The 18,773-nt window shown below is 62.2% G+C and carries 15 protein-coding genes and 2 pseudogenes; 10 read left to right on the top strand and 7 right to left on the bottom strand.

Going from position 1 to position 18,773, the window contains the following annotated elements:
• Positions 1 to 140 (top strand): annotated as a pseudogene (locus AC1DZU_RS34430) (IS630 family transposase); the annotation flags it as partial.
• A 310-nt stretch (positions 141 to 450) separates the two neighbouring features.
• Here AC1DZU_RS34430 and AC1DZU_RS34425 read toward each other — a convergent pair.
• Entirely contained in the window at positions 451 to 2,247 is a 1,797-nt protein-coding gene (locus AC1DZU_RS34425) for an adenylate/guanylate cyclase domain-containing protein (RefSeq protein WP_477291768.1), read from the bottom strand.
• Between the two features lie 613 nt (positions 2,248 to 2,860).
• Positions 2,861 to 3,367, bottom strand: a complete 507-nt coding sequence (locus AC1DZU_RS34420) for a proline racemase family protein (protein ID WP_477291774.1) — start codon at positions 3,365 to 3,367, stop codon at positions 2,861 to 2,863.
• On the opposite strand from AC1DZU_RS34420, the gene AC1DZU_RS34415 reads away from it, so the two are divergent.
• Complete coding sequence (locus tag AC1DZU_RS34415) at positions 3,304 to 3,534, top strand: hypothetical protein (protein ID WP_477291776.1); 231 nt, start codon at positions 3,304 to 3,306, stop codon at positions 3,532 to 3,534. The two genes, AC1DZU_RS34420 and AC1DZU_RS34415, sit on opposite strands and share 64 nt — an antisense overlap.
• A gap of 9 nt (positions 3,535 to 3,543) precedes the next feature.
• On the opposite strand, the gene AC1DZU_RS34410 is transcribed toward AC1DZU_RS34415, so the two are convergent.
• The gene (locus AC1DZU_RS34410; RefSeq protein ID WP_477291766.1) at positions 3,544 to 4,551 is read right to left on the bottom strand and encodes an ABC transporter substrate-binding protein; all 1,008 of its coding nucleotides are present in this window, start codon (positions 4,549 to 4,551) and stop codon (positions 3,544 to 3,546) included.
• A gap of 1,037 nt (positions 4,552 to 5,588) precedes the next feature.
• Positions 5,589 to 6,506 (bottom strand): LysR substrate-binding domain-containing protein, encoded by a 918-nt coding sequence (locus AC1DZU_RS34405; RefSeq protein WP_477291764.1) that lies wholly within the window; start codon positions 6,504 to 6,506, stop codon positions 5,589 to 5,591.
• 123 nt (positions 6,507 to 6,629) lie between these two features.
• Between AC1DZU_RS34405 and AC1DZU_RS34400 the strand changes: the two genes are divergently transcribed.
• From AC1DZU_RS34400 to AC1DZU_RS34365, 8 genes are all read left to right on the top strand, one after another.
• Positions 6,630 to 7,670, top strand: coding sequence for an aromatic ring-hydroxylating dioxygenase subunit alpha (locus AC1DZU_RS34400; RefSeq protein WP_477291762.1), 1,041 nt, complete (start codon positions 6,630 to 6,632; stop codon positions 7,668 to 7,670).
• On the top strand, positions 7,667 to 8,794 hold the full coding sequence (locus AC1DZU_RS34395) for a 2Fe-2S iron-sulfur cluster-binding protein (protein ID WP_477291760.1): 1,128 nt from the start codon (positions 7,667 to 7,669) through the stop codon (positions 8,792 to 8,794). The genes AC1DZU_RS34400 and AC1DZU_RS34395 overlap by 4 nt, the downstream gene beginning before the upstream one ends.
• A gap of 47 nt (positions 8,795 to 8,841) precedes the next feature.
• Positions 8,842 to 9,963, top strand: coding sequence for an aminotransferase class I/II-fold pyridoxal phosphate-dependent enzyme (locus tag AC1DZU_RS34390; protein WP_477291758.1), 1,122 nt, complete (start codon positions 8,842 to 8,844; stop codon positions 9,961 to 9,963).
• The gene (locus AC1DZU_RS34385; RefSeq protein ID WP_477291756.1) at positions 9,960 to 11,480 is read left to right on the top strand and encodes an FAD-binding oxidoreductase; all 1,521 of its coding nucleotides are present in this window, start codon (positions 9,960 to 9,962) and stop codon (positions 11,478 to 11,480) included. Before AC1DZU_RS34390 ends, AC1DZU_RS34385 begins: the two co-directional genes overlap by 4 nt.
• A 67-nt stretch (positions 11,481 to 11,547) precedes the next feature.
• Positions 11,548 to 13,518: a DUF2817 domain-containing protein gene (locus AC1DZU_RS34380; RefSeq protein WP_477291772.1), complete on the top strand. Its 1,971-nt coding sequence runs from the start codon at positions 11,548 to 11,550 to the stop codon at positions 13,516 to 13,518.
• Positions 13,519 to 13,593: 75 nt separating this feature from the next.
• Positions 13,594 to 14,391 carry a transporter substrate-binding domain-containing protein gene (locus AC1DZU_RS34375; protein ID WP_477291754.1) on the top strand — a complete coding sequence of 266 codons (798 nt, stop codon included), beginning with the start codon at positions 13,594 to 13,596 and terminating at the stop codon, positions 14,389 to 14,391.
• A 76-nt stretch (positions 14,392 to 14,467) separates the two neighbouring features.
• Entirely contained in the window at positions 14,468 to 15,175 is a 708-nt protein-coding gene (locus tag AC1DZU_RS34370) for an ABC transporter permease (RefSeq protein ID WP_477291752.1), read from the top strand.
• A gap of 4 nt (positions 15,176 to 15,179) precedes the next feature.
• A complete protein-coding gene (locus AC1DZU_RS34365; protein ID WP_477291770.1) occupies positions 15,180 to 15,902 on the top strand; it encodes an ABC transporter permease in 723 nt (240 codons plus the stop codon).
• A gap of 52 nt (positions 15,903 to 15,954) precedes the next feature.
• Here AC1DZU_RS34365 and AC1DZU_RS34360 read toward each other — a convergent pair.
• From AC1DZU_RS34360 to AC1DZU_RS34350, 3 genes and pseudogenes are all read right to left on the bottom strand, one after another.
• Positions 15,955 to 17,234: pseudogene (locus AC1DZU_RS34360) on the bottom strand (NAD(P)/FAD-dependent oxidoreductase).
• The gene (locus AC1DZU_RS34355; RefSeq protein ID WP_477291750.1) at positions 17,228 to 18,478 is read right to left on the bottom strand and encodes a pyridoxal phosphate-dependent aminotransferase; all 1,251 of its coding nucleotides are present in this window, start codon (positions 18,476 to 18,478) and stop codon (positions 17,228 to 17,230) included. The pseudogene AC1DZU_RS34360 and the gene AC1DZU_RS34355 overlap by 7 nt, the downstream one beginning before the upstream one ends.
• A gap of 10 nt (positions 18,479 to 18,488) precedes the next feature.
• Positions 18,489 to 18,773: aldehyde dehydrogenase family protein (locus tag AC1DZU_RS34350; RefSeq protein WP_477291748.1), on the bottom strand; the 285-nt coding region annotated here is incomplete at its 5' end.

Here is an 18,773-nt window from a genome sequence, read left to right as displayed (position 1 = left end):
TCAAACACTGGATGCGCCAGGCTCAGAAACGCACCGTCGAGGAAACTTGGCGCCACATCGGCCACCTCGTCGAAACGATCGAGGCAGCCGAATGCAAGAACTACTTCGTAAATGCCGGATACGCTTCCGTCAAAACGTGAAGGACTCTAATACAGCGGCCAAGGCGCGCCGAGGTGTGCAGCGGGCTGTACATCGCATCCGCGCTACGGTCGGATTTGAAGCAATAAAATTCGACTGCATTCTATCGCACCCAGCTGTTGGTCGTGCCGAGGGGGAACGGTGCGCAAGAACAGGCTCAGTATGGACTCGCCGAAGCATGAGGCGCACTGCCACCCGGCAGCCTATGGCCGAAAGCGGAATGGCTGCTTTCGGGGTGATTGGGCTGAAAAGCCGACCTTCGCGTCCAGCATATCCCGGGCGGCTTTGCGCCAAATATCGGTGATCATGTGTTCAGTCCGGCAATCCAGCTTTTCGTAGACCCTCGACCAGGCAATCAAGCGCTCCGACGTCCGCGATCGGCCAATAGTCGCGGACGAAAGCCAGATCTATATCGGGGCGCAGAGCCCTCAGCCCATCGACGCTACGCTGCGCCTCGTCCATTCGCCCAAGGTGTGCTTGAGCGGCAGACAAAATGGCCCAACGCGACCATTGGACATTGGGCTCGCGGAGTGACCGTTCGGCCCATTCAACCGCGTCATCCAGCCTTCCCAGAAAGAGGCAGGCTTCCGCCTTTCGCAGCAAGAACTGGCCATAATATGCGTCTTGCGGGCTGAGTCGCATCGCGATGTCTATATGCGGCAACGCTTGCTCCGGGTGTCCGCTGGTGGAAAGCGCCATGCCAAGCGCGTAGTGGGCCTGTGCAAAGCTTGGGTCCAGTTCTGTCGCCTTGCGAAGCTCAAATATGGCCGCGTCGTGGCGACGCACCATTGTTAGTGCTCGTCCCAGAGCGTAGCGGTTGAACGCGTCTTGGCCGTCGAGTTCGACCGCCCTCCCTGCGAACCGAAGTGCATTGGCTTTCGCATCCACCGTGTCGACGTAGCCGCCTATGATCTGAAAGAAACAGGCTTCCTCGGCACCGGCGTAGGCACGAGCTAGACCGGAATCGACTTCTATCGCTTGGCGGAAAAAATGCTGCGCCTGAGCAAGGTCCGCTTCGGTACGTCTGTAGATGTGCCAGAAGCCGCGCTGGCAAAAATCCCATGCTCGCAGGTCGTCCGGGCGTTTGGCCCGTGCCCGCTCCCGGTCGGCCCGGCCAAGTTCCGGCTCAATCGCGCCGACCAATGTGGTTGTGATCTCGTCCTGGACGGCGAAGATGTCTTCCAGGTCTCGGTCGTAGCGTTGCGCCCAGACATGATTGCCCGATGCGCCCTCGATCAATTGCGCAGTGACACGAACGCGGTTGCCTGCCTTGCGCACACTGCCTTCGAGCACATATGCCACCCCAAGCTCGCGGGCCACAGCGCGGATGTCCGGGGACTTCCCCTTGTAGGCGAAGCAGGAGTTGCGGGCGATCACGAAGAACCATCGAACTCGCGACAACGCGGTGATCAGGTCCTCGGTGACCCCATCGGCAAAGTACTCCTGCTCGGGATCGCCACTCATGTTCGTGAATGGCAGAACGGCAATCGAAGGCTTTTCTGGAAGCTCTATCGGGGCAGCCGGACTGGTGGCGGTAGGTCGCACCGGCGCGGCCAGGGGCGGGATAGCGCCCGCCTTCGCCGAAGCGCCGACCTCGAGTGAATAGATCCGCATCGGCTCGGCGATGTTCTTGAGGTGGGTTTGGCCGAGATCGCTGACCAAGAGGTCGAGCCTCGACCTGACCTGCCGATAGGCATCCTCCGAAAGGCAGATGGCGCCGGGGGCAGCGACGCCTTCCAGGCGTGCCGCGATGTTGACTCCGTCACCCATGAGGTCGCCGTCGCTCTCCTCAACGACGTCTCCTATGTGGATTCCGATGCGGAACTCAATACGGCGCTCGAGCGCAACACCTGCATTGCGTTCGAGCATGGCGGTCTGCACCTCGATGGCGCACCGCACCGCGTCGACCACACTGCGGAACTCGACGAGGGCTCCGTCCCCGGTTCGCTTGACCACGCGACCATGATGCACGGCGATCGTGGGATCGATCAGGTCGCTTCGAAGTGCCCGCAGCCGCGCCAAGATGCGATCCTCGTCCGCGCCGGCGAGCCGGCTGTACCCAACGACGTCGGCGACCAGGATTGCAGCAAGCTTTCGGGACTCGCTCATCCGCCCTTCCCTATCCAGCCGAGCACCATAGTCCGATCAGAGCCGCCCCGTCTCGCTATAGAGCGGTCAAGTCGACGCATGATAGCCCGAACCTTGGTCGAATGTCCGCCTCTGGGTCAAACCCGGACATCCGATAAACGAACGATAGGAAGTGCCCCTCTCTTTGGCCGGATGCGAACCGGAAGCTTCAGGAAAAAAAGGCCTCCCAGGCGGACAGTTCGCATGGCGCCGAGTCCGGCTGATAGTGGACCTTCAACAATTTGGCAGCGAGTGGCCACATTGTGCCAACCTTGCCGAGGACGAACGTCTGACCTAAACCCCATCCCGGATCTCAAAACAAATTGGTGCGACTGTTTGGGAGCGGGCGTAGTTGCGACATTTGCCCTATCCGGACGTGTGAGCTCATCGACGACGTCACCGACGCGGACAGCTTGCCGGCATAGCCGACAAAAGGCACATGCCGGGCGTGAGCTCAGGTTGGGATCGTTCGATGAGGACAGGCCAATTGCGGCGGAGCGGCAGCAAAACCTTGTAGCCGTTCGCAGGCACGCCGAAATCAATGCCTAAAGTGGATCGCCCAGATGCTCGAATAGGGACACTCTCCCGAGCAATGTCATCTTGAGTTAATATTCTCGGCCGGCCAAGTGTCAGAAACCTTATAGCCAGTGGGAAACGGGTCCGTTGGATCGAGCATGTGTTGGTGAATTCCCGTTATCCAGGCGCTTCCCGAAATAACTCGGATGATACCGGCCCTGCCCCCGACAGAAACCTCTGAATCGATATGGCAGTCGAATCTCGAACCGATTATGGACTGTCCGACAAACCGCTGCCCGACAGCCAAGCACCCTTTCGCATGCAGGACGGCCATTCGTGCCGAGCAGCCGGTTCCGCAGGGCGAAGGCACGGTTGAAAGCAATTGAGCCGTCGACCAGCAAGCCTTGAATTGTAGCTGTCCCACTGTCCCGTTCCCTAGACAGTGGGACAGTGGGACAGCCGCGCGTCGATGCTGCGGGCTATAAAGGAGGGACGGGCTTCTGCGACCTTGCTGTTTAGTGTATGGCAGCTCTGCGCCGCATATCGGCCATTGAAGTGACTGTTGCCACTGCCCGAAAGCAGACATTGTTGGCGACCATTTTTGAGGTCGCGGTTGCGCCATATCTGGAACTTCTCGACCGCGGCGAGGAAGGGCTGCAATCGGCTCTCAAAGCGGAACTCTGCTTTCTTATGACAGTGTGGGCGGATGCGGCGGCTTCTTCGAACAGCATCTCGATGCGGGCTTGGGCTTAGCTCCCTCTGCTATCCCTTCAACTCCTTCTTCAGTTCGTTGAAGAAACGCCAGTCGGTGCCCTGGGCAAGGAGCTTCTGTGGGGTGCTCTTGAGCATCCCGAGCTCGTGGAGGCGCAGGGCGTAGAAGCGTAGGGTGTCCTCAGCGCTATACTCACGCCACTGACCGTAGGGGAGCTTCTTCATGACCTGGAGGGCATAGTCATTGCGCTTGGTATAGCCTTGATCTACCAGGAACTGCGCGGATTTCTCGGGCTCGCTGGCGCAGAAATCCACCGCCTTCAAGATGGCGCGCAGGGCGCGTTTGGTGGCCACCGGGTACTTGCGGACGAACTCCCGGTTCCCAGCCATCATGCAGCAGAAATATTGCGACCAGGGCCCGTCCACGGTGCTGTCAATCACCACATGGCCGATCTGCTTCTCCCGCATCTCCTGCGGTTCGGGGGGAAAGCCCAAGTAGGCATCGATCTTTCCCTCACTTAGGAGCCGGATCGACTCTGGTCCCGGATGCGTGACGACGTGTATGTCCTGACGGAGGTCCAAGCCCACATACGCCGTCATAGTGGCGAGAAAGACGTATCGGCTGGAATCTAGCGCCGGCACCGCCACGGTCTTCCCCTTGAGGTCGCGGATCGACTGGATGCGATCGGTCCCGAACAACTCAAAGCAGCCGACGTGGAGTCCTGCCAGGATGACGATGGGATCCCCGGCCTCCAGGCGGAGAAGGAGCGGGGCGGCGAAATGGCTATTGAGGTCGGCTTCACCGGAGGCGAGGGCCGTCTCGATATCTGCGGTCCCCTCCTTTTGGAGGTAAGTGACCTCGGTGAACCCTTCGCTGCGCAGCAGTTCTTCGGCTACATACTGGGGGGCCTGACAGATGCTGGGAATCCGGACGAGCCGGATCCGCGTCGTCTCAGGCGGTGGCTCGGCCGACGCCGTTGTCGCCGTTCCGAAAAAGCTCGCCGCGCCGGCCGCCGCGGCGCCCGCCACGAAAGTGCGGCGATTCTGGATGATCTGCATCGGACGCTCCTCTCCCCAAATGCCAAAAGGCAGCCTGGCCGGAACCCCGAACAGCAAAAGAGGTAGATAGTATCGTGAGCGCGTCGTGCTGTTGCGGATCGGAGAGCGCCCAGTCTTGATGCGGGAGTTTTGCGCTCTCAGTCGCTGGCCCGTCAGGTCCCAGCCAGCAATGTATGTACGCATACGCCTAATATGCGGTCGCAGCGAGGACGAAACCTACCGCGAGTGGCGGCTCTGAGTCAACTTGCGGTCGTTCCGCGTGATCGACTCAAAGGTCTGCATCGGGTCAGACCCAGACATCACACCAGCCGACCTATAGGGCTGCTTTTGCAGGGCGGTTCTTGAAAGCTGCCTGACCGGAACCGGCCCCAGTCCCGGTGTCCGAGCGGCTACTGCTCGCTTTCCTGACCTCCTGTCTGTAGACGCCTTGAGTCAGTCCGCGACCTTTGTGACGGCCACGCAAAGGTCCTGAAGGTGGCGCACACTCTGACCACATCCGCTTGTAGTGGGACGAGCGCCGGCAGGCCAAGGCGCGAAACTTGGCGGTCGTTCCAACCGCTTCCAACGGTCCTTCCAACTGGTGTGCGCCAACGCTTTCAAACGGGTTCCAACAGATACCCGGTGCCGCCACGGCGCCAATGCCGCTCGAGGTGGCCCGTGGCCTTCTTGGGATCCTTCTATGAGGTCCATGGCTGAGGCCACTGCGAAGCGCTCACGCAACGCTTGCTGGCGGTGGTCTGGCTTATCGGCACGTTCATAAGCTTTACCGGGGCGAGTTGTATCGCGCTCGCGCTCGCTTTCTATGCCATTCGCGCATAACGTTGTCCGGACGTCTGATTCCGAACATCGTTTTCGGATACGAAAGACGGTATATTTACAGCCAGTCGGCTGTCTTTCACCAACGTTCGGACAACGGTCGTTTACTGCATGTCAGTCAGCCGACCACAAATGTCTGGGAAGACGCTGATGCGCGCGAAACTCGGCTGCCGAACCATCCGTGCCCAGCCCCCTATATACGTCGTCAGATCAGTGTTCGACTATCCTGCTAAGGTTGCGCCCAGTCGCTTGGAAATCGAAACAATCCAGGCTCGCAACTCGGGACCAAAAGGCTTCTCCAGAATGGCCCGATCCCAAGCCAAAAAATAAGGTTCCGGCAGCCTGATCCGCTTGTTGAACGGAGCGACGAGCCTGCCCGACGCAATATCGTCGGCAGCCATCGACAATTGCGCCAGCACAAAGCCCCTTCCGTTGGCCGCCGCATCGATCGCTGCGCTCGATAGGGAAAAGGCTACTTCGCCGGATGTTCTGCGGTGCACCGCGCCGATGCTTGCGGCCCATTCCGCCCATGTCGGCGGCGAGCGGTGGTCGCGAGCCCACTCGATGCTGAGAAGCGGCAGATCGAGAATATCGGCGGGCTTGCCGACCGGATGTTTCGCCAGCAGCGTCGGCGAGCAGGCCGGCACCACCCAATCGGTGAACAGTTCGGTGTAGTCCTCGAACTCACGATATTTGGTGCCGTAGGAAATACGAAAGTCGACTTGTTCTGCGCTCAGCCGGGGCTCTGTCTCGGCCCCCACCAGCCGCACAGTCGCGCCCGGGTGGTCGATCTGCCAATCCAGGAGCTGCGGGCCGATCCATTTGCTGGCCAGCGACGGCAGGCACGAGATGGTCAAAGTGTCCGCGGATCGGGCCCGTTCGATGAGATCCTGGGCCTCGCGAATGTGTTCGAAGCCGACGGAAACCGCTGCGTGGTAAACCCGGCCCAGCGCGGTAAGGGCGACACTTCTGCCGCGCCGTTCCAAAAGCCTCGCGTCCAGGGCGTCTTCGGCCTTGCGGATCTGCTGACTGACCGCGCCGACGGAGACGCCGAGCTCGTTGGCCGCCGCCGTGACGCTCCCACGCCTGCCGAAAGCCTCGAAGGCCTGTATCGCACGTAGCGGAGGCGTCTTGTTCACCTGGGCAACGATCCTGGGGTCATCTTGATTTAGTTTTTCTAAAATAGAACGCAGACGCAAGCCCTATGTCGTCCCGAGCTCGCAAGATATTCGTTTAGGCGTTCACAAGCTCGGGAGGATGCCATGTTTCTTCGAAACTGCTGGTACGTTGCCGCATGGGACCATGAGGTCGCCGACAGGCTGGTGCCGACGCGGATTCTCGGCGAGGATGTTGTCCTCTATCGCCGGACCGATGGCGTGGTAGCGGCACTCGAGGATGCATGTCCGCACCGCAAGTTGCCGCTGTCCATGGGCCGCATCAAGGGCGACACTGTCGAATGCGGCTATCATGGGCTGACCTTCGACAGCACGGGGACCTGCACACGGGTGCCGGGCGCGGAAAAGATACCGCATGTCGCCTGCGTCCGTTCGTATCCGATCGCCGAGCGCTACGGCCTGCTCTGGGTCTGGATGGGCGAGGCGGCAAAGGCCGACCCCGCACTGATTTTCGCGGTCGACCACTGGGGCGATCCGGCATGGGGCGTCAATCGCGGCGAGTCCATGTCCCTCGATTGCAACTACCTCTACATGACCGACAACCTGCTCGACCCTTCGCATGTGTCGTGGGTCCACCAGTCCTCCTTCGGTGGCGTTCAGGCGATGGAGGACGCGCCGCTCGAAACCACCGTGGGTGCGGACGGCGTGACCGTGTGGCGTTGGGTGGTCGATGCCGCGCCAGCGCCCTTCTATGCGCCTTTCCTCAAATTCTCCGGCAATTGCGACCGCAAACAGCACTACGAGGTGCGCTACCCCTCCAACGCCATCATCAAGGCGATCTTCGTGCCGGCCCGCACCGGCGGCGAGGGCAGGCCTCTGCACGAGGACGTGTTCCTCATGGACAGCTACAACTTCATGACGCCGGTCGATGAGAACCAGACGAAATATTACTGGTTCCAGATGCGCAATTTCGCCCCGGACGACTTGGAGGTTTCGCGTCAGTTTGCCACTTCCGTGCGCGGCGCCTTTGACGAGGACCGCACCGTGCTCAATGCCGTGCACAAAGGCATGGCCAACAAGCGCACCCCCAATCTCGATCTCAAGATCGATGTCGGACCGCTGCGCTTTCGCCGCAACCTGGCCAAGCTGATCGCCAGCGAGAGCCAGCAATTGGCGGCTGCCGAATGAACGCATTCACCGCTCGCGACACCATAGCAAGAAGCGGGTTTCGCGACCTGAAAGTAGTCGCGAAGGTGCGCGAAACCGCCATCATCACGTCGTTCCATGTCGAGCCGGTCAATCCACAGGACTGGCGCGACTTCCAGCCGGGCCAGTTCCTGGTGTTGCGGATTCCGGTAGCGCGGGAGGCAGCCGGCGAAAGGGAATATGTGCTGCGCAACTACACCGTCTCCTGTTCCCCCGACAGCACTCGCTATCGGATCAGCGTGAAGCGTGAAGCAGCACCCGCGCTGGGGCTGCCCGACGGGGTAAGCTCGTGCTTCCTGCATGACCGGATCGAGGTAGGCGATGTGCTTCAGGCGGAAGGACCGCGCGGCGATTTCGTGCTTGACAAGGGCAGCAACCGTCCAGTCGTGCTGCTCAGCGGCGGCGTCGGGCTGACGCCGATGGTGTCGATGCTGCATGCGCTGGCTTCGATGCCGGATCGCCGAGCCGTCTTCATCCACGCTTGCGAGAACGGCGACGTGCACGCGTTGCGCGACGAGGTGACCGGCCTGGTCACGACCCGGCCCGGCTTGACTGCGCACTACTGCTACCGGTTCCCGTCCGAGCGCGACAAAGCCGAGCAGCGCTTCCACAGCGAAGGCATGATTTCGCGCGACGTGCTGCAGGGCCTGCTGCCGATCGATGACTATGACTTCTACCTCTGTGGCCCACCGCCGTTCATGCAGGCGATCTACGCCATGCTGCGCGAGCTTGGCGTGCCGAAGCATCGCATTGCCTACGAATTCTTCGGCCCGGCGACGGTGCTTGAGCCCGATGCCATGCGAATTCCCGCAGTTCCGGCGCAGCCGGCAAGGATCGAGCCGGCCGGGGAGGCAACAACCGTGGAATTCCGGAAGTCGGGCCTGACGGCTGTCTGGGATGGCTCGGCGGCATCTTTGCTCGACTTCGCCGAGAACCAGGGTCTGTTGCCGGAGTTCAGCTGTCGGGCCGGCATCTGCGGCACATGCAAGTCGCGACTGATCTTGGGCGACGTCACCTATTTCGAAGAACCGCTGGATGAGCTTGGGGCAGGTGAAGTGTTGCTGTGCTGCTCCAAGCCGCGCGGATCAGTCGTCCTGGATATTTGACAAGATTGAGATGCCGCGCGTGGGCGCGGGGAAACGGAAGTCGAGATTTGAAACAGTCGGTCAAACCAGCGACGAGCCTACCGCTCAATCCGCATATCGCCGCCTTGCCGCCCTACAATGCCGGCATGAACATCGCGATGGCGCGGGCGCTGAGTGGCCGCCACGACATCGCCCGGCTGGCCAGCAACGAGAACCCAGACGGGTGTTCTCCCGCGGTCATGGCCGCATTGGCCTCATCATCCTTCGAGCCATGGCGCTATGCCGATCCGGCCTGCACCGCACTGCGGGCAGCGCTTGGCGAAAAACTGGCGGTCCATCCCGGCCTGATCGTTGCCGGCAATGGTTCCGAGGAGATGATCGCCGCCATCTCGCGCGCCGTCCTGGTGCCGGGGGCATCGGTCGTCACGACGGTGCCGAGCTTCGGCCTGCATGAGATAGAGCCGCTGGCGGTCGGTGCCGATGTCGTCAAGATTCCGATGACCCCCGAAATGGGGTTCGATCTTGCCGCGCTCGAGACGGCGATCGGCGCCCGGCCACGAGTCGTTTTCATATCCTCGCCGTGGAACCCGGTCGGGCCGGGTCTCGACCATTCCAGCCTGCAACGGCTGATCGGCGCCGTGCGGCCCGGCACGCTTCTTGTCCTGGACGAGGCCTATTTCGAATTCGCCGATCCCGGCGCGCCCGACGGCATCGAAGTCCTGCGCGACAGCGGCATCGACCATGTGGTGCTGCGGACATTCTCGAAGGCCTATGGCCTGGCGGGACTGCGCGTTGGCTATGCTGTCTGTTCCGGCCTCGAGCTGGCAAGAGTGATCGCGGCCGCCAAGACGCCCTTCAACGTCAATGCGGCGGCGCAGACCGCCGCCATCGCGGCACTTGCTGACGAAGGCTGGATGAGGGCGTCGGCGGGCCGCGTCATGGCCGAGCGCGCGCGCACGGCCGCCGCACTTGCCGGCCTCGGCTTCGGGGTTGCCGAGTCGCAAACAAACTTTCTGTTCTTCGACTGCAAGAGCGACAGCTCTAGCCTTGCCGCCGGTCTCCTGAAGCAGGGGATCATCGTCAAGGCGTGGCGCGAAGCCGGCTACGAGCACTATCTGCGCGCCACGATAGGCTTGCCGGCTGACAACGATCGGCTGATTGCAGCGCTTCGCGGATTGACGGGCCGATGAGCAGCCGCGCGTCTTCCAGGCAAACGAACTCGATCGAGCAAGCGGTGCCGTTGCCGGTCGTCGACGCGATCCGCGATGTCGTTGGCGCCCCGAATGTCCGCACCGGTGATGATGCCGGGGACCTCAGTTCGAAAGGGACGGACCGCGGCGCCGGCATCGTCGTTGCGCCTTCATCGACCGACGAGGTCGCGGTGGTGGTGCGCATCTGCCGCCAGAACGGGATTCCCATCGTGCCGCAAGGCGGGAAGACCGGGCTGGTCGGCGGCAGCGTTTCGCGACCCGGCGAGATCGTGCTTTCCCTGGTACGCATGAATCGCATCGAGCGGCTCGATCCGCTCGAACGCGTGGCCGTGGTCGGAGCCGGCGTTACCCTCGAAGCCCTGCGGATGGCCGCGCTCGAACACCGGCTGGAACCGGGCATCGACCTTGCCGCGCGCGGCTCGGCGACGATCGGCGGCATGGTTTCCACCAACGCCGGGGGGGTGATGGCCTTTCGCCACGGCGTCATGCGCCACCGCGTGCTTGGCCTCGAGGCCGTGCTGGCCGACGGATCGGTCTATTCCGATCTGACCCGGGTGGTGAAGAATTCCGCCGGCTACGATCTGAAGCATCTCTTCATCGGCGCCGAGGGTACGCTTGGCATCGTCACCCGCGTGGTCGTCAAGCTCGACCCTTCGCCGCGAGCCACGGCCACCGCGCTTTTCGGGCTGCCGTCTGTCGGAGCGGCTCTACAAACCATTCGCCTGGCACTTGAATCGGATGCCGGGCATCTGCGCGCGGCGGAGGCGATGTGGACCTCGTATTTCCGCCTGGCCGCCGCCGCGCATGAATGGTCCGAACCCGGCGTGCCGCTCGACCAGCCGCTGTTCCTGCTGCTGTCGCTTGGCGGCGCGCGCGAGGAGGCGCTGCGCGAGGATTTCGAGCGGATCTATTCGCAAGTGATGGAGCGCCATCTCGAAGCCACCGGCATCATCGCCGGCTCGCGGCGGCAAGAAGACGACCTGTGGCGGTTGCGCGAGGACACCGGTGTGCTCTACCGCGCCCATCCCAATGCGCCTTCCTTCGACGTCTCGGTGCCTCTGTCGGAAATTCCGGCCTATCTCGACAGAATCCTGCCCGGACTCGCCGCGATCGAATCGGGTCTGGCGCCCTATGTCTTCGGGCACCTGGCCGATGGGAACCTGCATATCATCCTCAACCGCCAGGGTCCGCTGGCGCCTGACATGGCGGAGGCTGTCGAGAGCGTCCTGTATCATCAACTGCGGGAGATCGGCGGTTCCTTTTCCGCCGAGCACGGTGTTGGGTCCAAGCGCATCCATTCGCTGCTGGCGACGGCTGACCCGACGAAGCTCGCCATGATGGAGCGGGTGAAACTTGCGCTGGACGATCAGTCGATCATGAACCCCGACAAGGTGCTTGCCTCCGACGCCTGGTTCGTCCGGTCCTCAAATCAGATCCTTTCCGGTAACGAGCGCCGATTGCCACCTCAGAACGCGAGCGATCACAACGATGAATAGCCCTACGGTGGAACGACAGGGAATGAACGGATTGACCGCAACGGCCAGCGGTCCAGTGGGATCGACCATGCGCCATGACGAGCCAGCACCAGCCTATGCCCGCGATTTCGCCACCCTGCGCGAGGGATTTCGCGACGCCGCTGAGCGGGCGGGCGCGGAACTGTTTGAATATGTCCATCCGCTGAACGGCCCGGATGGCGAGACGCTGGCGACCGATGTGGCGCTGCTTGGCCGCCGCGATGCGCGCAAGCTCATCGTGCTCATCTCCGGCACGCATGGTGTCGAGGGCCCGTTCGGCTCGACCTGCCAGACCGCCTGGCTCGGCCAGAAGAACCTGCGGCGCCTGCCCGGCGACACCGCGATCCTTGCCATTCACCTTATCAATCCCTGGGGCACGGCATGGTCGCGGCGCGTCAACGAGGACAATGTCGACCTCAACCGCAACTTCATCGACTGGTCTTCGAACACTCCGGTCAACAATAACTATGCGGGCCTACACGACGCCGTGGCCTATCGAGAATGGGAAGGGCCGGACCGCGTAGCGGCCGACGAGAAGCTCGCGGCTGCGCGCAAGAGGCTTGGGCATGCCGGGCTGGCGGCGATCGTCGAGGCCGGCCAGTATGAGTTCGCCGACGGCATGTTCTATGGCGGTGGTGGCCCGGTCTGGTCGAACCGCACGTTGAACGAAATCCTGAAGACCTTTGCCGGCGCGGCACGCCAGGTCATCGTCTTCGACCTGCATACCGGTGCAGGGCCTTATGGTTACCCGGCTCTGCTTTCGGTTGCGAGCTCCGAGCATGCCGGCCTTGCCTGGGGCAAATCCATCTTCGGGCCGGCGCTGGTGACAGTGCTGACCGGCCCAGGCGCCAAGACCGGCACCGGCATCGCGGCGACGGCGACCGGCTACGTCTCCGACGCCGTCCGCAAGGCAATGCCGAGCGCGCGCGTGCTGCCGCTTGTCGTCGAATGCGGAACGCTGGACGGGCCTGCCGTCATGGAGGCGGTGCAGGCAGACAACTGGCTGCACCTTTTCGGCAAGATCGAATCGCCTCTGGGCAAGCGGATCCAGGGCACGCTGCGCGCTGCCTTCCTCCCGGATGACCCGGACTGGCAACGCACCTGCCTGTCCAGCAGCCTGCGCTATTTTGACCGTGCGCTGGCGGATTTACGCACTGTCGAGGTAACCCAGGACGCGGCCATCAGCGGCGAACAGACGCGGCCGACCGTTTCCGTCGTGGTGGCGGATCCGGCGCAGGTTGACGAGGCGAAGATCGCCACCCCTGCCGTGCAGATCGACGAGCTTCACAAGAGATTCGGCTCGCTTCTGGTGTTGAAGGGCGTCAACCTCACCGCCCATGCCGGCGAGGTCATTTCCATGATCGGCTCGTCGGGCTCGGGCAAGAGCACGTTCCTGCGCTGCATCAATCTTCTGGAACAGCCGGATGGCGGCAAGGTCGCCATCGACGGTGAGGTCATCAAGATGAAGCCGCTGTCGAACGGCCGTCTTGGGCCGGCCGACATGGCGCAGGTCGAACGCATCCGTGCTCGCGTCGGCATGGTTTTCCAGAACTTCAATCTATGGCCGCACATGACGGTGGTGGAAAACATCATCGAGGCGCCCCGGCATGTGTTGAAGGAGCCTCGCGACAAGGCCGTCGAACATGCGCACGCCCTGTTGAAGAAGGTCGGGCTCGCCGACAAGCACGCTCACTATCCGGGCCAGTTGTCCGGCGGCCAGCAGCAACGCGCCGCCATCGCCCGGACGCTCGCGATGCGCCCCAAAGTCATCCTCTTCGACGAACCGACATCGGCGCTCGATCCCGAGCTGGTCGGCGAGGTGCTGCGGGTGATCCGTCAACTGGCGGAGGAAGGCAACACCATGATCCTCGTGACACACGAGATGCAGTTCGCGCGCGAGGTCTCCCACAAGGTTCTGTTTCTCCACCAGGGAAAGGTGGAGGAAGAGGGTGCGCCAGCGGAGCTGTTCGGCAGCCCGCGCTCGGAGCGTCTGCGCCAATTCCTGGCACGGACACTGTGAGGGAAGCCCGCATTCTCGAAGCGTCCGGTTCGCACCGGACAACGTCAATGAAGATCAACAACAAGGGGAACTGATATGAAATTGAAAGTTTTGACGCTGCTCGCATGTCTCGCGGGAAGCATGGGAAGCGCATTGGCGGCTGAAGGCGAGTTGTCCATCGGAACGGAAGGCGCCTACCCGCCATGGAGCATGTCCGACGCCAATGGCAACGTCACCGGTTTCGACGCCGACGTCGGCGCGTTGCTGTGCACCAAACTCGCAGTGACATGCCATTTCGTCGTGCAGGCGTTCGATGGGTTGATCCCTGCGCTGAAGGCCAAGCGCTTCGACGTCATCATCTCGGGCATGTCGATCACCGCCGATCGCAAGAAGGAGATCAATTTCAGCGTCGGCTATGCCGAACTGGCCAACATGTTCGTCGCAGCCAAGGGTTCCGATCTGGCCGCCATCACTGACGTCGACACGCTGCTGAAATCGCTCGATGGCAAGAAGGTCGGCGTGCAGGCCGGCACGACCCATGCGCATTTTCTTGAGAAGCGGGCGCCGAATGCCGACCTGAAGACATACGACACGCTCGACCAAATGCAGATCGACCTTGCGAGCGGGCGTATCGACACTGCTTTCGCGGATCAATCCGCATTGCAGGACTTCCTGGACAAGCCGGATGGAAAGAACTTCCAGCTGGTTGGCGTGACCATCAAGAGCACGTTCGACGCGACGCTTGGTGAGGGTATCGGCGTTGGCATTGCGCAGGACAACACCGAGCTCAAGGCCAAGATCGACACGGCGCTTTGCGCGCTGATCGCGGATGGCTCGATCGGCAAGGCAAGCCAGAAATGGTTCAAGACGGACATTTCCCGGCCCTGCAAATAACGCCTTGGAACCCTCGCATGCGCCCGGACCGCCGGGCGCATGCACTTCATTGGCACGACAGACTAGGGCAACGCAGATGGAATTCGGTCTCTGGCAGGTTTGGGAAGGGGGTTGGGTGACCGCCATCCTGCGTGGCGCGTCGATAACGATCCTTGTGGGCCTCGTCAGCATGGCGGCGGGGCTGGTGATCGGCATAGTCTGCGGCCTGATCAAATGGGCCCGGATATTTCCGCTCTCGCTGCTCGTTGATGCCTATACCTCGCTGGTGCGCGGTGTGCCCGAACTGCTCATCATCTACCTCCTGTTTTTCAGTTCGGTTGAATTCGTGACCAAGGTCGTGACCGCTTTCGGCTATGCCGGTGTCGCGGAAAGCGGCTATGCGTTCGTCATCGCGGTCATCGCCATCGGCGCGATCTCCGGTGCATATTCGACCGAGGTCGTGCGCGGAGCCTTGGGGTCGATCCCCGATGGGCATATCGAGGCCGCTCGCGCGCTCGGGCTATCGGGCGGGCGGATCTTTCGCCGCATCATCGCGCCGCAGATGCTGCGCATCGCGGTTCCCGGTATCAACAATGTCTGGCAGACCACGATCAAGGACACGGCCCTGGTCTCGGTGGTCGGCCTTCAGGAGTTGATGCGCATTTCATTCATTGGCGCCAATTCCACCCGCCACCCGTTCATCTTCTACCTGATCGCGGCTGTGGTTTATCTGGCCATTACGCTCGTCAGCCAGGCCGGGTTCGACGGCATCGAACGCCTCCTCAGAGTGAGGACGAGAAAGTAGTATGATGGATCTCATCCAGCTAGCGGTTCCCGTCCTGCTCAAGGGCCTGTGGGTGACGGCGGCACTGACGTTCGTTTCGGTGCTGATCGGCTTCAATCTGGGCCTCGGCCTGGCGCTGATGCGGCTGTCATCGAACCGCTTCCTGTCAGGCTTCGCCAAATATTATTCCAATGTCTTTCGCGGCACGCCACTGCTGGTGCAGATTTTCCTGTTCTATTACGGGCTTGGCCAGCTTTCCCTGATCAAGGATAACGCGGCTTTGTGGTGGGTGATCAGCGACGGCGCGCGCTGCGCCGTCCTGGCGCTTGCGTTGAACACGGCTGCCTACACGTCCGAAATACTGCGCGGCGGATTGATGTCGGTTCCGGTTGGTCTCGTCGAAGCGGCCCAGGCGTGCGGCATGTCGCGCATGCTGCGGTTCCGGCGCATCGAGTTTCCGCTCGCCATCCGCCAGGCGCTGCCGGCCTATGGCAATGAGCTCATCCTCGTCGTCAAAGGGACCAGCCTTGCTTCGACGATCACAGTGCTCGAAATAACCGGTTATGCCAAACGGCTCATGAGCCAGACCTTCGCCATCTTCGAGATCTTTGCTATTGCCGGTGTGCTCTATCTGGTGATCAATCTGATGTTGATCGCAATCATCCGCTCCACAGAGCGCTTTCTCATGCGCCACGAGACCTCCTCTGGCCGACATTTGACCGCGACGCAACCAATCGATCTACCATGATTTCGTGACGCCCCTACTCAGATAGGTGATCGGAAAACCGGCTGTCCGCTCTTTACATACGCGCCGACGCCAGGTGCGCGATCTGTGCGCCTATCTCATACCAAGCTTCCCGAGCGGGCATGAATGGGATTTCGACCAGGGCCGATAGCGGCAACGGCAGCTGCGCCTCGTTTTGTTCGCCAAGGATCAGCAAGGCGAGCTCACGGCCGAAGACCGTGCCTGGCGAGATGCCGCGACCATTGTAGCCGCTAAAGCCGACAACATTCCTGCCAAATCTGTGGAAGCGCGGCAGCGCATCCGACGTCATACCGATCTGTCCGTACCACTCATGGTCGAAGGCAATATTGCCAAGCTGCGGATAGAGCTTCGCCAGTGCCCGTCTGGCCCAGGCCTTGTGGATGGCCGTCCCGGTGTTACGCAACGCACCGACACTGCCGAAGACCAGCCGTCCCGACCTGTCCAGCCTGAAGGAAGACAGGACCTGGTGTCCCAGGCGCCTTCGCGTCCGGGCAGGACGCTTCGCAGCAGATCGGCGCCGAGCGGCTGCGTTGCCAGGTTGAAGTATGGCAGATGCACCTGCTCGGCACGCGTGCTTCGCCACGGCCCAGTGCCATACGCGTCCGTGGCGACCACGATCCACTCGGCATCGACGGCGCCGCCGGCGGTGCGGACAGTCCAGCCATCACCTTTCCGGTCGGCGGCAACGACAGGACTGGACGTATGTATCGTCACGCCGGCTCGGAGACAGGCCTGGGCAAGGCCGCGCGCATAGGCGAGCGGCTGCAGCGTGCCGGCGCGCTCGTCGAGCAAGGCGCCAAAATAGGCCGGCGTGCCCAGCCTTGCTTTCGTTTGCTTGGCATCGAGAACACGCACGGGCGCCCCGCGCCTTTGCCACTGCGCCTCGCGCTCCTTAATCTCCTTCAGTCCTGCGGGACCGACGGCGCAGTGAAGCGTACCATTTCGCTCCAGCTCGCAGTCGATGCCATGCCTGTCGATGATATCCATCACCAGTGCAGGGCCGTCGCCGAGCAAACGCAGCAAACGCTCGCCATGGACTGGGCCGAGCGCGGCGATCATGTCGTTAGGCATCAGCCATAAGCCGGCATTGATCAGCCCGACATTGCGGCCCGCGCCGCCAAAGCCGATCTCACGGCTTTCCAGCAAGACCACCCTGCGGCCTGCTTCGGCGAGATGAAGGGCGCAGGACATGCCCGTGTAACCACCACCGACGACAACAACATCGGCCGATACTTCTGCGTCCAGTGAGGCTGTTGCCGGCGGGCGGGGCGCGGTCGCTTGCCATAGACCGTGCGAGCGGGGATCATTCAGCATTGGTCGCCGTCACTCCCGAGCCGTGCACAGGCCGCAGCGATGCGCAGGATCGCTTCCTTCAACTCTGTTTCGGATGTCGCGTAGGAAATACGAAAGAACGGCGACAGACCGAAAGCTGCGCCCGTGACAACCGCGACATGGGCTTCGTGAAGCAGGTAATCGCAGAAGTCGGTGTCGGTTTCGATCAGCCTGCCGGCAGGCGTTGTCTTGCCGAGCAGACCAGTACAACCCGCGAACGTGTAGAAGGCGCCTTCCGGCACGCGGCAATCGATGCCTTCGATGGCATTCAACCCGGCAACGACAAGATCGCGACGGCGCCGGAAGCTCTCGGTCCGCTCCTTCAGGAAGCGTTGAGAACCGGACAGCGCCTCGACCGCGGCAGCCTGGCTGACCGAGGACGGACGAGACGTCGACTGGCTCTGCACCACCGCCATTGCCTTGATCAATTCGCGCGAGCCACCGGCGTAGCCGATCCGCCAGCCGGTCATCGCGTAGGCCTTCGAAACGCCGTTGACAGTGAGCGTCCGCCCCTTCAGGCGCGGTTCCAGCGCAACCGGCGTGACGAAGCGGAAATCGTCATAGACGATGTGCTCGTACATGTCGTCGACCAGCAAGCGGACATGCGGATACCCTAGGAGGACGTCGATCAGCGACTGATAATCGTTTGCGCCATACGCAGCACCGGACGGGTTTGAGGGAGAATTGAGGATCAGCCATTTCGTCCTTGGCGTTATCGCTGCCTCGAGCTGGTTCGCCGTCAACTTGAAACCGGCTTGCGCACTGCACGGGACACAGACCGGTTTGCCTTCGGCAATAGTGACGATATCCAAATAGGACGTCCATGCCGGCGTTGGAATGATAACCTCGTCGCCGGCATTCAACGTCGCCATCATGGCGTTGAACAGAACCTGCTTAGCGCCGGTCGCGACCGTGATTTCGTCGGCGGCATAGTCGAGGCCGTTCTCCCGGCGGAATTTGTCGCGGATCGCCTGCTTGAGTTCCGGCGTGCCGTCCAGCGCGGTGTATTTGGTGTCGCCGCGTTGGATGGCTTTCCAGGCCGCCTGTTTCACAGTGTCGGGCGTGTCGAAATCCGGCTCGCCAGCTCCCAGGATGATCACCGGCGCTCCCTCGCGCTTCATCGCTTGCGCACGGGCGCCGATCTTCAGGATCTGCGAAACCCCGATCGCTGCTATGCGCGATGCCGGCACGAAGCCAGCCTCTTCGATACTTGTGTTGACGGTCATGGGCCGATCCTCAGTCGATGTCGAAGGACACGCCCTGCGCCAGCGGCAGCGCCTTGGAATAGTTCACCGTGTTGGTGGCGCGCCGCATATAGGCCTTCCAGGCATCAGAGCCGCTCTCGCGGCCGCCGCCGGTTTCCTTCTCGCCACCGAAGGCGCCGCCGATCTCTGCACCCGATGTGCCGATATTGACGTTGGCGATGCCGCAGTCCGATCCGTCGACGCCGAGGAAGCGCTCGGATTCCTGCAGGTCGCGGGTGAAGATCGACGACGACAGGCCGGCGCCAACCGCGTTGTG

It is taken from the genome of Mesorhizobium sp. P2_A12 (genome assembly GCF_056405075.1).
This window is presented reverse-complemented; position numbering and strand designations above follow the sequence as displayed.

What these genes read in the sequence shown, in the direction of transcription:
- AC1DZU_RS34355 (WP_477291750.1), bottom strand. Translation starts at nt 18,478, where the DNA reads ATGACCGTCAACACAAGTATCGAAGAGGCTGGCTTCGTGCCGGCATCG.
- AC1DZU_RS34375 (WP_477291754.1), top strand. Translation starts at nt 13,594, where the DNA reads ATGAAATTGAAAGTTTTGACGCTGCTCGCATGTCTCGCGGGAAGCATG.
- AC1DZU_RS34420 (WP_477291774.1), bottom strand. Translation starts at nt 3,367, where the DNA reads ATGTCTGCTTTCGGGCAGTGGCAACAGTCACTTCAATGGCCGATATGC.
- AC1DZU_RS34400 (WP_477291762.1), top strand. Translation starts at nt 6,630, where the DNA reads ATGTTTCTTCGAAACTGCTGGTACGTTGCCGCATGGGACCATGAGGTC.
- AC1DZU_RS34380 (WP_477291772.1), top strand. Translation starts at nt 11,548, where the DNA reads ATGCGCCATGACGAGCCAGCACCAGCCTATGCCCGCGATTTCGCCACC.
- AC1DZU_RS34415 (WP_477291776.1), top strand. Translation starts at nt 3,304, where the DNA reads ATGGCAGCTCTGCGCCGCATATCGGCCATTGAAGTGACTGTTGCCACT.
- AC1DZU_RS34410 (WP_477291766.1), bottom strand. Translation starts at nt 4,551, where the DNA reads ATGCAGATCATCCAGAATCGCCGCACTTTCGTGGCGGGCGCCGCGGCG.
- AC1DZU_RS34365 (WP_477291770.1), top strand. Translation starts at nt 15,180, where the DNA reads ATGGATCTCATCCAGCTAGCGGTTCCCGTCCTGCTCAAGGGCCTGTGG.
- AC1DZU_RS34425 (WP_477291768.1), bottom strand. Translation starts at nt 2,247, where the DNA reads ATGAGCGAGTCCCGAAAGCTTGCTGCAATCCTGGTCGCCGACGTCGTT.
- AC1DZU_RS34385 (WP_477291756.1), top strand. Translation starts at nt 9,960, where the DNA reads ATGAGCAGCCGCGCGTCTTCCAGGCAAACGAACTCGATCGAGCAAGCG.
- AC1DZU_RS34370 (WP_477291752.1), top strand. Translation starts at nt 14,468, where the DNA reads ATGGAATTCGGTCTCTGGCAGGTTTGGGAAGGGGGTTGGGTGACCGCC.
- AC1DZU_RS34395 (WP_477291760.1), top strand. Translation starts at nt 7,667, where the DNA reads ATGAACGCATTCACCGCTCGCGACACCATAGCAAGAAGCGGGTTTCGC.